Source organism: Yinghuangia sp. YIM S09857, from assembly GCF_051388915.1.
Classification (GTDB): domain Bacteria; phylum Actinomycetota; class Actinomycetes; order Streptomycetales; family Streptomycetaceae; genus Yinghuangia.
This window is the reverse complement of record NZ_JBPKBH010000012.1, coordinates 112,376-125,887: the sequence shown is the minus strand read 5'-3', so window position 1 is coordinate 125,887 and position 13,512 is coordinate 112,376. Positions and strand designations below refer to the sequence as shown.

The following is a 13,512-nucleotide window of genomic DNA, read 5'->3' as shown; positions in this document are numbered from 1 at the left end:
CCGGGCCGATCGCGCGGTGGATCGTCGTCGCGCTCGTGCTCTACACGCTCAGCGCGTTCACCACGGTCGCGTTCAGCATTCCGCTCAACAACGACCTCGACAACGCCGGCGCGCCCTCGGCGATCGCCGACCCGGCGGCCGTCCGCGAGGACTTCGAGGACCCGTGGATCGCCTGGAACATCGTCCGCACGCTGCTGGCGACCGCGGCCGTCGGAGCGATCGCGTACGCCGTCCTGCTGCGCGGGCGCGCCCGCGCCCTGTTCACCGCCGGCCGGGCGTGACGCGGGCGCCACGTGGCCCGGCCGACCCGCCGCGACGTCGGCACCGGTCAGTTCGTCCCCAGTTCGCGGGGGCTGCCGGTGCCGACGTCGTGCAGTTTGTCGGGGTTGGCGACGTTGTGGACGGCAACGATGCGGCCCCCGGCGTCGAAGTCGAACGTCACCGTGGCGATCACCCGGTCCGGAGCGCGGAACACCACGCCCGGACCGCCGTTGATCTCGGCCAGCTTGGCCGTCATGTCCGCGGGAGCCACCCCTTGGTACGTGACCGTGCCGATCGCCGCGAACCAGGCGGCCACCGTCTCCGCGCCGGAGACCGGGCGGAGCGCCTGCCGCACCCTGCCGCCGCCGTCCGTCCACAACGTGACGTCGGGGGACAGGAGTTCCATCAGCGCGTTCACGTCGCCGCCGGTCGCGGCGGCGAAGAAGCGCTCGGTGACCTCGCGCTGCCGCGCCCGGTCCGCGGTGAAGCGCGGCCGCCGCGCGCGGACGTGTTCGCGGGCCCGGTGCGCGGCCTGGCGGACCGCGGGCTCCGAGCGTTCGACCGCCTCCGCGATCTCCGCGTGGCCGAAACCGAAGACCTCCTTCAGCACGAACACCGCGCGCTCCAGGGGGCTCAGCGTCTCCAGGACCACCAGCATCGCCATCGACACGGACTCGGCGCCGGCGACCAGGTCGGCGGTGTCGGTACTGGTCAGGACCGGCTCGGGCAGCCAGGGGCCGACGTACGTCTCCCGCTTGTGCCGGGTCGAGCGCAGCCGTTCGAGCGCGACGTTCGAGACGATGCGCGCGAGGTACGCCTTCGGGTCGGCCACCTGCGCGCGGTCCGCCGCCGCCCATCTGAGCCACGCGTCCTGGACCGCGTCCTCGGCGTCGGCGGCGGTCCCGAGGATGCGGTAGGCCACCGAGAACAGCAGGTTGCGGTTCTCCTCGAACACCCGGGCGTCGTCGTCGGGCCGGTTCACCGGGCGGCACCCCGGGTGCGCGTGAAGCGCCCGCCGCGCGGCCACAGCGCGCCCGAGGCCGGCATCTTCTTCATGCGGCCGAACGTCGGCCATGGTGCGGCGGTCACCGTCTCCTTGTACCAGACCGCTTTTCGGCCGGTGAGGTACGCGCGTCGCGGGCTGTCGTCCGGGCGCGTGAACTGCACGACCGCGTCGCCGCGGCCCAGGCTCACCGGCGTGTGGTAGTAGCCGAACCGGAAAGGCCTGGGTCGCCTGCCCTTCAGCTCGCGGAGGATCGACAGCGCGGCGTGCACCCCGGTCGGCATCCCGCCCTGGCAGGTCCCGTGCATCACGCCGTACCCCTGGCGGACGGACGCGGCGTCGCCCACCGCGTACACCGCCGGGTGCGAGGTGGAGCGCAGCGCGGCGTCGGTGCGGACGCGTCCGCGCTCGTCCACGGCCAGCCCCGCGGCCGCCGCCACCGCGGACACACGTGTGCCGCCGGTCCAGAGCACGGCGTCGGCGGCGATGCTCTCCCCGTCCGCGAGTTCGACGGCTTCGGGTAGCACCTTCGCCACCTCGGCCCCGGCTCGCACCCGGACGCCCAGGCGGTCCAGGGCGGTGTGCAGGTACGCGCGTGCCTTGGCGTTCATCGCCGCCCCCGGCTCGCCGCGGCCCACCAGCACGACGTCGAGCCGCGGGCAGCGCTCGGCGATCTCGGCCGCCGACTCGACGCCGGTCAGCCCGGTGCCGACGACCACCACGGTGCCGCCGGACAACTGGGACAGCCGACCCAGCCGTTCGGCCAGCAGCTCGGCGTCCTGGGGGCCACCCAGTGTGTACGCGTGGTCCGCCGCGCCCGGCACCGCGGACACGTCGGCCACGCCGCCGAGGGCGTACACCAGCGTGTCGTACGGCAGACTCCGCTCGTCGTCGACCCGCACGACCCGGGCGTCCGCGTCCAGCCCGGTCACCCAGCCGCGCACGAATTCCGCCCCCGTGCCGTCCAGCAGCTCCCGGATGTCGAACGCGGCGACCTGCTGACCGGTGGCCGCCATGTGCAGCCGCATCCGCTCGGTGAAGTGCTCCTGGGGGTTCACCAGGGTGACCCGCACGCCGTCGCGCCGTCGGGTACGCGCTGCGAGCTGCACGGCCGCGGACATCCCGGCGTAGCCGGCGCCGAGGACGACGATGCGGTGGGGGGTGTGGGTGGGCGCCGTGCTCTTAGTGGCCATCGTTCCGCTCCTTCTGCGTTTGCCGATGACCCCCCAGATGGAAGTTGCGCCGCGATTCGTGACATGGGCGTGGGGTGACCTGGGTCACGCGGTGTCCGTCGACCGGGTCCGGACGTCGGGCAGCAGGGGTGAAGCGCGGTGACCCGGGTAGCCCCAGGACGCCTGGGTAGCCGCCGGGCGACGACCCGCGGCGGCTTCGGTGGGGCTTCCGATGGGGCTTCCAGGGCGAGAGGGCGAGAGGGAGAGAGTTGCGATGAACACCGCGAAGATCGCGTACAAGCCGGTGGGCCTGCTCGTGGGGGCACTCAGCGGGATGGCCGCGGGGGCCGTGTTCAAGCAGGTCTGGAAGGCGCTCGGGCACGAGGACGACGCCCCGGACGCCACCGACGAGGACCGCCGCTGGCGCGAGGTGATCTTCGCGGCCGCGTTGCAGGGCGCCATCTTCGCGGTGGTGAAGGCGGCCACCGACCGGGGCGGGGCGACGGCCGTACGGCGGCTGACGGGGACTTGGCCCGGCTGACGGAAGCCCGACCGAGGCTGACGGACGTCCCGCCCGAGAGTGTGACCCCACCACCGGCCCGAGAGTGTGACCCCACCACCGGCCCGGGACGCGCCGGGCCCCGCGGACCCCGCGGAACCGGATCCCGCGGACCCCGCGGAACCAGTCGAACGCAGACGGTACTTCGCCAGTCGAATGCAGCGGTACCTCGCGAGAGCCCGGGGCCCACCCGGGCCAGAACCACCGCAAGGCAGATCACCACCGCAAGGCAGACCAAGGCAGACCGGGGCCTACCCGGGCCAGAACCGCGGGAACTAGCCGATCGCAGGCAGGACTTCGCGCCGGTAGAAGTCGAAGAACCCCTCCTGCTGCGGGCCGATCTGGCCGACGTACACCTCGTCGAAACCGGCGTCCACGTACGCCCCCACCGCCGCCCGGTGTTCCTCGGGGTCGTCCCCACACGGCACGTTCCGGCCCACCCTTTCCTCGGTCACGAGTTCGGCGGCCTGCTCGAAATGCGCGGGCGTCGGGAGGATCTGGGCCAGTTCCCCGGGGAGTTGCTCGTTTGGCCACAGGCGATGGACCGTCTTGACGGCCTGGGTGCGATCGGTGCCCCAGCACACCTTCAGACCCCCGATGACCGGCTTGCCCTCGCCGCCGGCCTTGCGGAAGCGCCCGATTGCGTCGGTGTCCGGGCCCATGGTGACGAACCCGTCGCCCACCCGGCCCGCCATGTCCGCGGCCTTCGTGCCGAACCCGGATACGTACAGGGGAAGTTCGCCGTTCGGGGGAGTGTAGAGCCGGGCGTTCTCGACGGTGTAGTGCCGACCGGAGTGGCTGATGTTGTCGCCGGTGAACAGCTTCCGCATCACCTCGACGGCCTCCTCCAGCATTTCCGCGCGCGTCGCGAAGGGCGGCCACGTGTCGCCGAGGATGTGTTCGTTCAGCGCCTCGCCGGTGCCCAGGCCCAGGCGGAACGCGCCGTCGAGGAGGACGCTCGACGTGGCCGCCGCCTGCGCGGTGACGGCGGGGTGCAGGCGCACGGTCGGGCACGTCACGAGCGTGGTGACCGGCAGCGAGGTCGTCCGCGAGAGCGCGCCGATCACCGACCACACGAAGGGGCTGTTGCCCTGCTCGTCGTTCCACGGGTGGAAGTGGTCGGAGATCGCCAGGCGGGTGAACCCGGCGTCCTCGGCCATCCGGGCCTGGTCGAGCAGCCGGGCCGGCCCGAACTCCTCGGTGGCGAGAAAGTATCCGAACGAAACCACGGGGCACCTCCGGGGGTCGTGTCCGTGCTGGGCGGCTAGCCGTGACCGGCCCCCCGAAACGTCGTGCGACGTGCCCCTGGGGACGCGGCGCGGGGAGGACGTCGCGGAGGCCGCCGCGACGCCCCGCGTGTCAGTTCGCCGGAGGCGGGTAGCGGCGCGGCACGAGGAGACGACTCCGCGTGTCGGCCCCGCAGCGGCCGGGCGGCGCGCGGCAGGCGTACGGAACGGAGGCACACGGATGACCAGCCACGACCAGCGCGACAGGGCTCGGCGGCGGTACGGGCGCGGCGACATCCGTACCGGCAACGCGGGCCACAGTTCGGCTGCCTGGATCGGGGTCGCCGTGATCCTGGCGGGTTGCGTCGTCGCCGCGGTGGCGCTGCCGATGGACCGGCCCTGGCTGTTCTGGACGGGCATCGGCGTCGCGGCGGTCGGGGCCGTGCTCGGCAAGGTCCTGTCGATGTTCGGGTTCGGCGTCCCGCCGGGCTACCACCAAGAGGGCGACGCCGAGCTGCGCGACCGCTACGTGGCGGCGAGCGGCTCCGGCGCGGACGGCCCCCTGGGCGGCGGCGGCCCCGAAGAGGGCGGCGGCGCCCAGCAGTGGTCCGCCGAACGCGACGCCGCACGGCGGCGCAGGTAGTACGTGGCCAAGGACACCCAAGTACGTGGCCAAGGACACCTGAACGTGGTCAAGGACATCGGAACGCGTCCGCACACCATCACTCGGGGATCGGCTACTCGGGGATCGGCCGGCCGACGGGCGGCAGCGGCCGGTCCCCACCGATACCGCAACGGAGAACGCCGCCCACAGCCCGGGGCGCGACCCGGCCGGCCGCCTGTCGGGCGTGCGTCCGCGACGAGCGAACGCCCCTCCGCCGAAGGAGTGTCGTGTCCATCCGCATCGGGGTCGAGGAGGAGTTCCACATCGTGGACCTCTCCACGGGCATGCCGGTGTCCGCGGCGTCCGGCGTGCTGAACGGCCTGCCGGACCGGACGTTCGTACGCGAGCTCCAGCAGTCCGTGGTCGAGACCAACAGCCGCGTACACGACACCCTCGACTCGCTCCGCGCCGACCTCGTCGGCATGCGGCGGCTGCTCGCGAGCACCGCGGCACCGCTGGGCCTCGGCGTCATCGCCGCCGGCACCCCGCCGCAGACCCGGACCGGCACGCTCGACGCGACCCCGACCACGCGCTACGCCCGGATGATGGAGGACTACGCGGCCGTCGCGGACGAGCAGCAGATCTGCGCCGCGCAGGTCCACGTGGACGTGCCGGACCGGGACACGGGCATCCGGGCGATGGCCTGCCTGGCCCCGTGGGTGCCGGTGCTGCTGGCGCTCTCGGCCAGCTCGCCGTTCTGGCTGGGCGCGGACACCGGGTACGCGAGCTGGCGCAACATGGTCATGCAGCGGTGGCCGACCTCGGGGCCGCCCGGCGCGTACGCCTCCGCTGCGGAGTACGACGCCGTGATCGACGAGCTGATCCGCGCGAAGGTCATCTCCGACCCGGGGATGGTCTACTTCGACCTCCGCCTCTCCGACCACCAGGACACGTTGGAACTGCGCGTGTGCGACGCGTGCCCGCGCGTGGACACGGTGGTGATGATCGCGGGGCTGTTCCGCGCGATGGTCGTGGACGCGTGCGCGGCGGTACGGGACGGCCTCGGCGCGGCCGGGTCCGGTACGGAGGCCGGGGCCCCGACCGGGCCGGGCCCCGAGGCCGCGCCGCCCGGACCGGCGCCGATCGGCTCCGTCCCAGGCACCACCATCGGCACCGCCCGCTGGCCGGTGCGGCCCGAGTGGTTGCGGGCGGCCACGTGGCGCGCGGCGCGGTCCGGACTGCGCGGCGACCTGCTCAACCCGCTCGACCGCACGGCGATGCCGGCCGCGGAGGTCGTACGCGCCCTGCTCGGATGCGTGCGCGGAAGTCTGGAGGCGTCCGGCGACTGGGCCGCCGTCTCGGCCCTGGCCGAACGCGAGATCGCGGACGGCGGCGCGGCCCACCGGCTCCGGGTGACCGCGCAGGACGCGGGGCTCGGGGACGTCGTGGACCTGCTCGTCGGGGACACGCAGGGGGAGGTGCGAGCGGAGCCGGAAGGGCGGCCCTGACGGGGCGACCGCGTATCAGCCGGGACAAGCGGGGTAGCCGCGCGTCGAACGAACGCAGACGGCCGCACAAGCGGCCCCGCAGACCCCCGTACCAACGACAACACAGTCGACAACACAGACCACAACGCAGACCACAACACAGGCAGCGACTCAGACAGCGAGACAGATTCCGATACGGATGGAGGCCCGTCATGCCGGGACGCACGATGCCGAAATCGCAGACGGCGCCGTCGGGCGTCACCAGGGTCATGTGGTACCGCGGGCTCCCGGTGAACCGCCGCGCCGACGACGACGCCGAGGCCGACCGCCTGCTGGGCGTGTACCTCGGCGACCACTTCGCCGGGGCGACCGGCGGCCTGGCCCTCGCCCGGCGGATCGCGGAAGTCCACCGGGACGAGGCCTACGGACTGCCGCTGTCCGCGTTCGCCCAGGAGGTCGCCGAGGACCGCGAGGCGTTGCGGCGGATGATGACCGACCTCGGATTCCCGCTGCCCCAGGCCAAGTCCGCCCTGGCCCTGGTCGCCGAACGTGCCGGGCGGCTCAAGCCGAACGGCCGCTTCGTCGGCCGCTCCGCACTCAGCGGCGTCGTCGAACTCGAAGCCATGCGGGCGGGCGTCGAGACCAAGGCGGCGTGCTGGCGTACCCTGCGTGCCGTCGCCGAGCACGACGACCGTTTGTCCGAGGCGGAGTTGCACCGCCTCGTGGACCGCGCGGAGGACCAGGCCAAGCGGCTGGAGGAGATGCGGCTCGGCATGCTCGTGCCGACGTTCTGCCCGAGCGCGAAGGAAGTCCGGGACGCGGAGGCCGCGCAGGCGGGTGAAGCCGTGTGGGAGAGCGCGCGAGGCGAGCGGACCCGGCAGAACCACGAGTGAAGCCCCAGAGGTGAGCCGCTGAGCGAGCCCCCGCAAGCGAACGCGCACGACGAACCCGAACCACCCCCGCGCCGGTGCGTCGACGCACCTCTGTGCCTACGCGGGCAGACGCCGGGGCGTCGCGACAACGGACGGACGGGCTGTGGCGCAACCACTGTCCGCGGGTGTGGGCGCACACCGTCCCGGCCGCGCTGGTCCGCCACCCACGCCGTTCGGTGACCGGCGTGCCTGGCGGACCACCACCGTCCCGGCCGCGCTGGACCGGCCGTTCCGTGACCGGTGTGCGTGGCGGAACACCACCGTCCCGGCCTGGACCGGCCGTTCGGTGACCGGTGTGCGTGGTGGACCGGTGTGCGTGGCGGACCACGCCGCGCGGGTCGGACGCCGGCTGCCCCGACCCGCGCAGCGGCGACGGCGGCCGCTCAGGAGGACGCCAACAGGCCGTCGATCGCGGCGAGTTCGCCGTCCGTGAAGTCGAGGCGGGCGCGCGCCGCAAGATTCTCCTCAAGCTGCGCGACGCTACTGGCGCCGATGAGCGCGGATGTCATCCGGGGGTCGCGCAGCACCCAGGCGATGGCCATTTGGGCGAGCGTCTGGCCGCGTTCGGCGGCGAGTCCGTGCAGCCCGCGCAGCTTGGCGCGCAGCTCCTCGGTGACCCGGTCCGCGGAGAGCGAGTACCCCTGCGTAGCGCGCGAGCCCTCGGGGATGCCGTCGAGGTAGCGGCTGGTCAGCAGGCCCTGGGCGAGCGGCGAGAAGCTGATGCACCCGACGCCCTCGTCGCCCAGGACGTTGATCAGGTCCGGCTCGATCCAGCGGTTGAGCATGGAGTACGCCGGCTGGTGGATGAGCAGCGGCGTGCCCAGGTCGCGCAGGATGCGCACGGCCTCGCGGGTCTGCTCGGCGGTGTAGGAGGAGATCCCGACGTACAGCGCCTTGCCCTGGCGCACGGCGCGGTCGAGCGCGCCCATGGTCTCTTCGAGCGGGGTCTCGGGGTCGGGGCGGTGCGAGTAGAAGATGTCGACGTAGTCGAGCCCCATGCGGCGCAGGCTCTGGTCGAGGCTCGCGGTGAGGTACTTGCGGGAGCCCAGGTCGCCGTACGGGCCGGGCCACATGTCCCAGCCGGCCTTGGTGGAGATGACGAGCTCGTCGCGCAGGCCGCGGAAGTCCTCGCGCAGGATGCGGCCGAAGTTGGCCTCCGCCGAGCCGTACGGCTTGCCGTAGTTGTTGGCCAGGTCGAAGTGCGTGACGCCGAGGTCGAACGCCCGGCGCAGGATCGCCCGGGAGTTCGCGAGCGGCTTCTCGTCGCCGAAGTTCTGCCACAGGCCGAGGCTGATCTCGGGGAGCTTGAGGCCGCTGCGCCCGGTCCGCCGGTAGGCCATGCGGTCGTAGCGGTCCTCGGCGAAGCCGGCCGTCGTCCCCGCCGTCATCGGTCCTGTCATCGGGCCGTGCCCTCCTGGTGCCGGCGCGGGCGCGGGCCCGCGGATCCGCCGCGTGTGCTGCGCGGTCTGCGCGGGATCCCTCGGGGATCCCCGGGCCCCAACGTATCCGGCCCGGGGGCCTCGGCCCCGCCCCTGGGCGCGCGCCGCGCGGCAGCGGTACGCGTCGCGTGGCAGTCAGCCGGAGTTCCTCCGACGGCCCGTCACCCGGACGAGGTCGCGTAGACGCCCGCGTGTGTCGCCGCGAGGGCGGCGTCCGCGGCGCGGTCGGCGACCGCCTCGTCGAGTGGGTCGCCGCTGGCGAGAAGGCGGTAGTAGAGCGGGGCCGAGACGGCGCGGATGACCTCGTGGGTGTCCGTGTCGGCGGGGATCTCCCCGCGCGCCACGGCCTGTTCGACGCAGCCGGCCCACTCGGCGATGCGGGTGGCGTAGAAGCGGCGCAGCGCCTCGGCCGTGCGCTCGTCGCCCGTGGCGGCGGCGATGACGGCCTTGAAGAGCGGGCCCTGCCGCCGATCGGTCAGCGTGCGCACCACGAGCCGGGCGTTCTCCCGCAGGTCGCCGTGCAGCGTCCCGGTGTCGCTGCGCGATACGGACTGCTCGGCCATGTCCGCGAGCAGGTCGGCGACCAGGCCGGTGGTGGTGGACCAGCGCCGGTACACGGTGGTCTTGCCGACCTCGGCGCGGCGTGCGACGTCGGCCAGGTCGAGGCGCTCGAAGCCGTGCTCGGCGAGTGCGTCGCCCGCGGCGCGCAGCACGGCCTCGCGGACGCGGGCGGTGCGTCCGCCCGGTCGGGTGGTGCCGGGCTCGACGTCGGAGGTCATAACGGGACTCCTGTTCCATTAGATCGTTCGATGGTGCTACGGTGATGCCATCTTAACGGAACGGAAGAACCGTTAAGGGCTCGGCTTCCGCTTTCCTGCTCCCGCTTTCCTGCTCCTGCTTTCGCCGGGCCGTCCGTCTCCGCCCCCGCGTCTCTCCTGCGATCCGACGCACGCCCGAGAGGGAATCTCCGCCATGTCCGCAATCACCGGCCCCCGCGCCGCCACGGCGTCGCCGACGCCCGCCCGGCCCACCGCGGCCGACGTACCCCCGACCACGGAACCGACCCGCATGACGGGTCGTCAGAAGCTGGTCCTGACCCTGCTCCTCGGTGCCCAGTTCATGGTCGCCGTGGACTTCTCCATCCTGAACGTCGCCCTGCCGGTCGTCGGCGAGGGCCTCGGCTTCTCGCTCGCCAACCTCCAGTGGATCGCCACCTCGTTCGCCCTCGCGGCGGCCGGATTCACCCTGCTGTTCGGCCGGATCGCCGACCTGATCGGGCGCAAGCGCCTGTTCATCGGCGGCATGGCCGTCCTCGGGCTCTCGTCGGCGCTCGGTGGGCTCGCCACCTCGCCCGAGACCCTGCTCGTCGCCCGTGTCCTGCAAGGCCTCGCGACCGCCGCCGTGACCCCGGCCGGACTGGCCCTGCTCACCACGGCGTTCAAGGAGGGACCGCTGCGCGAACGGGCGTTGGGGCTGAACGGCGCGCTCATGTCCGCCGGGTTCACGGCCGGGGCGATCCTCGGCGGGCTGCTGTCCGACCTGCTGTCCTGGCGCTGGGCGTTCTTCATCAACGTGCCCGTCGCGGCGCTGATCGTGGCGCTCGCACCGTCCGTCATCACGGACTCCCGGCCCGCCCGGCGCCCCCGCCTCGACGTGCCCGGCGCCGTCACGGTGACCGGCGGACTGCTCCTGCTGGTGTTCGGCCTCACGCAGGCGGGCGAGCACGGCTGGACCACGCCCACCACCCTGCTCTCGCTCGTCGCCGGACTCGCCTTCCTCGTCGCCTTCTGGTTCGTCGAGGACAAGGCCGCCGAACCGCTCGTGCCGACCCGCGTCCTCAAGCGCCGCAACGTGATCTGGGGCAACTGGGCGGGCCTGATCGCCTTCGTGACCGAGACGTCGCTGGTGTTCCTGCTCACGCTCTACCTCCAGGAGGTCCTCGGGTACTCGCCGCTCGCCACGGGTCTCGCCTTCGGTGTCCTCGGTGTTGGGACGGTCCTGGGCGGCACGCTCGGCGGACGTGCGGTCGGCCGCTTCGGCAACCGCGCCACGATCGTCTTCGGCGGCGTCGTCCAGGCCGTGGCCACGCTGGCGCTGGTGGCCCTGGGCACTTCGGGTGTGTGGATCTGGCTGCTGCTCGTCGCGACCTTCGTCGGCGGCATCGGCAACATGCTGGTGATCGTGGGCTTCATGGTCACCGCCACGTCCGGACTCCCGGACGACGAACAGGGGTTGGCCACCGGCCTCGCCACCATGACGCAGCAGGTCGGCATCACGCTCGGCATCCCGGTGATGAGCGCGATCGCGACCGCGGCCATGGGGACGCGCACCGGATCGGACGCGGTGCTCTCGGGCGTCACGACCGCGATCCTCGTCAACGCCCTCCTCGTACTCGCGGGCGCGGCCCTGGCCGGACTCTTTCTCGGCGGCCGGCGGCGTGCCGAGGCAGCGGACAAGTGACGTCCACCACCGAAGGAGCAGCCATGACTTCCCCCGTCTCCTGGGAGCCGATCGTGATCGCGACCGGTGACCGCGACATCCGCGGCCGCATCTACCGGCCCGAGTCCGACCTCGGAACTCCCGGCGATCTCGGCAACACCATTGCACCGCAGGCACGTTCCGGTGAGCCCGGCGTCCTGGTCTGGGCCCACGGCGGCAGTTGGCGAGCCGGGTCCGTCGCCGAGTGGCACCCGGCTCTCGCGCACCTGGCCTCGCTCACCGGCGCGACCGTGGTCGGCGTCGACTACCGCCTCGCACCCCGACACCCGCACCCCGCACCGCTCTTGGACGTCCTCGCCGCCCTCGACTGGGCGGCCGGAATCGCGGACGGCGCCCCGGTCGCGGTCGGCGGCGACAGTGCGGGCGCCACCCTGGCGGCCGCCGCCGCACTCGTCCGCCGCGACACCGGGCGGTCGCCGGCCGCGCAGGTGCTGGCCTACCCGCCGGTCGATCCCGCGTGCGGGGCGGCCTCGTACCGCCGGGACCCCGCGGCCTTTCCGAGGCGCGCCGACCTGGCCGCCGCGTGGCGGGCGTACCGCGGCGACCGGGGGCCGGACGCGGGCCACTACAGCACCCCCGCCGACGCCGCCGACGTGTCCGGTGCCGCCCCCGCCGCGCTCGTCGTCGGGACCCTCGACCCCGTCGTCGACGACGTCCGCGCCTACGCGGCCCGGCTCGCCGCCGCCGGAGTGCCCGCCGCACTCCACGAACTCCCCGGCACCGGGCACGGCGCGTTCCTCGGGTCGCCGGAGTTCCGGAGGCGACTGGCCGCCGCGTACCTGGCAACACTCCACGCCCACACCCCTGTTGTCGACACCCCCGTTGGCCGCACCTCTGTTGCCCGCATCTCCGTTGCCCGCACCCCCGATCGGAGCGCCCGATGACCCACCACGCGTCCCTGCTCCGCCACTTCGCCGATCTGCGCGACGGTACGCACGGGCACGAGCCCGCCCCGCCGGAGCGCACACGGCGCGGCAAGGAGCGATTGTTCTCCGAGGCGGTGCGCCTGCTCGACCCGTACGCCCGCCGGGCACTCGCCGACCTGGACGCCGAACTCCTCCTGGGCGCAGGCGAGATCACCGCGACCGGCACCCGCCGCGCCGCGGACGGCGGCCTCGAAGCCCGCTGGGAACTCGCCTGGCCCGAGCAGCGCGAAGCCGGACTCGCACCCGTCCTCCTGCACGCCGTCTACGGCGCCGGATTCCACCACCCGCATCTGCAAGGCGGCACCGTCGGCCAATGGCCGCTCAACGTCTTCACCGCCGCGCAGGCCGCCGCCGAACTCCCGGTCCTGCGTGCGATCGCCGCCGCCGACCTGCACAACCTCGTCTTCCTGCGCGACCACCGCATCGTCCCCGCGACCACGAAAGAAGGCCCCCGATGACCGGCATGCCGCGGCTCCGCCTCTCCGTCCTCGACCAGTCGCCCGTCGGCGAGGGCAGCACCCCCGCCGACGCCCTCGCCGCGACCGTCACGCTGGCCCGGGAGGCCGACGAACTCGGCTACCACCGCTTCTGGACCGCCGAGCACCACGGCACCGCGGGCTTCGCCGGGACCGCCCCGGAAATCCTCACCGCGATCCTGCTGGAGCGCACCCGGCACATGCGGATCGGCACCGGGGGAGTGCTGCTGCCCCGCTACGAACCGGCGAAGGTCGCCGAGGTGTTCCGCGTCCTCGCCGCGCTGCATCCGGGACGCGTCGACCTCGGCGTGGGCCGGGCGGGCGGACCCGCCCACGACTTCCCGACCCGCGTACGCGCCCTCCTCGACGGCCTCGCGCCGGAACCGGACGACCCCGTCCCGTCACCACCGGTGTGGCTGCTCGGGGCGGGCACACGCTCCGCCCGGCTCGCGGGCGAACTGGGCACGAACTTCGCGTTCGCCCACTTCTTCAACCCGGGTCTCGGGGCGGCCGCGTTCGAGGGCTTCGGGGAGTCCGACCACGGGCGCCGGGCCCTGGCGGTACGGGTCGTCGCCGCCGACACGGACGCCGAAGCCGCCGCGCTGGCCGACGCGTACCTCCTGTGGCGCAGCCGCAAGGACCTCGGCCACGACGAACCGCACCCCTCGGTGTCCGTCGCCGCCCGGCACCGCTGGACGGACGACGAGACCGCCCGCGCCGCGGTCAACCGGCGCGCGATCGTGCACGGCACCGGGGACGCGGTGGCCGAGCAACTGACCGCCCTCGCCCGCGCGCACGGCGTCGGCGAACTGGTCGTCAACACCCTCACGCAGGACCCCGAAGTCCGGCTGCACTCCTACCGGTTGCTCGCGAAGGCGCTGCTGTGACGTGCGGGTTCGGCACTACGCGGCGCGCCCCGTCATGACGG

General features: G+C 73.6%; 14 protein-coding genes. 9 read left to right on the top strand and 5 right to left on the bottom strand.

Annotated features, from left to right (window positions below):
• Positions 1 to 281 (top strand): anthrone oxygenase family protein (locus ACRX5S_RS24845; protein WP_436775297.1); only part of this gene is annotated, 281 nt, incomplete at its 5' end.
• 47 nt (positions 282 to 328) lie between these two features.
• Here the strand turns inward: ACRX5S_RS24845 and ACRX5S_RS24840 are convergent.
• The gene (locus ACRX5S_RS24840; protein WP_436775296.1) at positions 329 to 1,243 is read right to left on the bottom strand and encodes an RNA polymerase sigma-70 factor; all 915 of its coding nucleotides are present in this window, start codon (positions 1,241 to 1,243) and stop codon (positions 329 to 331) included.
• Positions 1,240 to 2,457 (bottom strand): NAD(P)/FAD-dependent oxidoreductase, encoded by a 1,218-nt coding sequence (locus tag ACRX5S_RS24835; protein WP_436775295.1) that lies wholly within the window; start codon positions 2,455 to 2,457, stop codon positions 1,240 to 1,242. Before ACRX5S_RS24835 ends, ACRX5S_RS24840 begins: the two co-directional genes overlap by 4 nt.
• A 253-nt stretch (positions 2,458 to 2,710) precedes the next feature.
• Here ACRX5S_RS24835 and ACRX5S_RS24830 point away from each other — a divergent pair, with 253 nt between their 5' ends.
• Positions 2,711 to 2,977: a DUF4235 domain-containing protein gene (locus ACRX5S_RS24830; RefSeq protein ID WP_436775294.1), complete on the top strand. Its 267-nt coding sequence runs from the start codon at positions 2,711 to 2,713 to the stop codon at positions 2,975 to 2,977.
• Between the two features lie 293 nt (positions 2,978 to 3,270).
• On the opposite strand, the gene ACRX5S_RS24825 is transcribed toward ACRX5S_RS24830, so the two are convergent.
• Complete coding sequence (locus ACRX5S_RS24825; RefSeq protein WP_436775293.1) at positions 3,271 to 4,224, bottom strand: TIGR03557 family F420-dependent LLM class oxidoreductase; 954 nt, start codon at positions 4,222 to 4,224, stop codon at positions 3,271 to 3,273.
• 238 nt (positions 4,225 to 4,462) lie between these two features.
• On the opposite strand from ACRX5S_RS24825, the gene ACRX5S_RS24820 reads away from it, so the two are divergent.
• The 3 genes from ACRX5S_RS24820 (at position 4,463) to ACRX5S_RS24810 (ending at position 7,205) form a co-directional block, all read left to right on the top strand.
• On the top strand, positions 4,463 to 4,864 hold the full coding sequence (locus tag ACRX5S_RS24820; protein WP_436775292.1) for an HGxxPAAW family protein: 402 nt from the start codon (positions 4,463 to 4,465) through the stop codon (positions 4,862 to 4,864).
• A 248-nt stretch (positions 4,865 to 5,112) separates the two neighbouring features.
• On the top strand, positions 5,113 to 6,333 hold the full coding sequence (locus ACRX5S_RS24815; RefSeq protein ID WP_436775291.1) for a carboxylate-amine ligase: 1,221 nt from the start codon (positions 5,113 to 5,115) through the stop codon (positions 6,331 to 6,333).
• Between the two features lie 191 nt (positions 6,334 to 6,524).
• Complete coding sequence (locus tag ACRX5S_RS24810) at positions 6,525 to 7,205, top strand: hypothetical protein (RefSeq protein ID WP_436775290.1); 681 nt, start codon at positions 6,525 to 6,527, stop codon at positions 7,203 to 7,205.
• 422 nt (positions 7,206 to 7,627) lie between these two features.
• Here ACRX5S_RS24810 and mgrA read toward each other — a convergent pair whose 3' ends face one another.
• A complete protein-coding gene (gene mgrA, locus ACRX5S_RS24805; protein WP_436775402.1) occupies positions 7,628 to 8,632 on the bottom strand; it encodes an L-glyceraldehyde 3-phosphate reductase in 1,005 nt (334 codons plus the stop codon).
• A gap of 212 nt (positions 8,633 to 8,844) precedes the next feature.
• Entirely contained in the window at positions 8,845 to 9,462 is a 618-nt protein-coding gene (locus tag ACRX5S_RS24800) for a TetR/AcrR family transcriptional regulator (RefSeq protein WP_436775289.1), read from the bottom strand.
• A 289-nt stretch (positions 9,463 to 9,751) separates the two neighbouring features.
• Here ACRX5S_RS24800 and ACRX5S_RS24795 point away from each other — a divergent pair, with 289 nt between their 5' ends.
• Genes ACRX5S_RS24795 through ACRX5S_RS24780 form a run of 4 tightly spaced genes read left to right on the top strand, consistent with a single transcriptional unit; the run spans position 9,752 to position 13,471 of the window.
• On the top strand, positions 9,752 to 11,143 hold the full coding sequence (locus ACRX5S_RS24795) for an MFS transporter (protein ID WP_436775401.1): 1,392 nt from the start codon (positions 9,752 to 9,754) through the stop codon (positions 11,141 to 11,143).
• Positions 11,144 to 11,166: 23 nt separating this feature from the next.
• Positions 11,167 to 12,066: an alpha/beta hydrolase fold domain-containing protein gene (locus ACRX5S_RS24790; protein ID WP_436775288.1), complete on the top strand. Its 900-nt coding sequence runs from the start codon at positions 11,167 to 11,169 to the stop codon at positions 12,064 to 12,066.
• Positions 12,063 to 12,566, top strand: a complete 504-nt coding sequence (locus ACRX5S_RS24785) for a hypothetical protein (RefSeq protein ID WP_436775287.1) — start codon at positions 12,063 to 12,065, stop codon at positions 12,564 to 12,566. The genes ACRX5S_RS24790 and ACRX5S_RS24785 overlap by 4 nt, the downstream gene beginning before the upstream one ends.
• The gene (locus tag ACRX5S_RS24780; RefSeq protein ID WP_436775286.1) at positions 12,563 to 13,471 is read left to right on the top strand and encodes an MsnO8 family LLM class oxidoreductase; all 909 of its coding nucleotides are present in this window, start codon (positions 12,563 to 12,565) and stop codon (positions 13,469 to 13,471) included. Before ACRX5S_RS24785 ends, ACRX5S_RS24780 begins: the two co-directional genes overlap by 4 nt.
• The last annotated feature ends 41 nt before the right edge of the window (positions 13,472 to 13,512 follow it).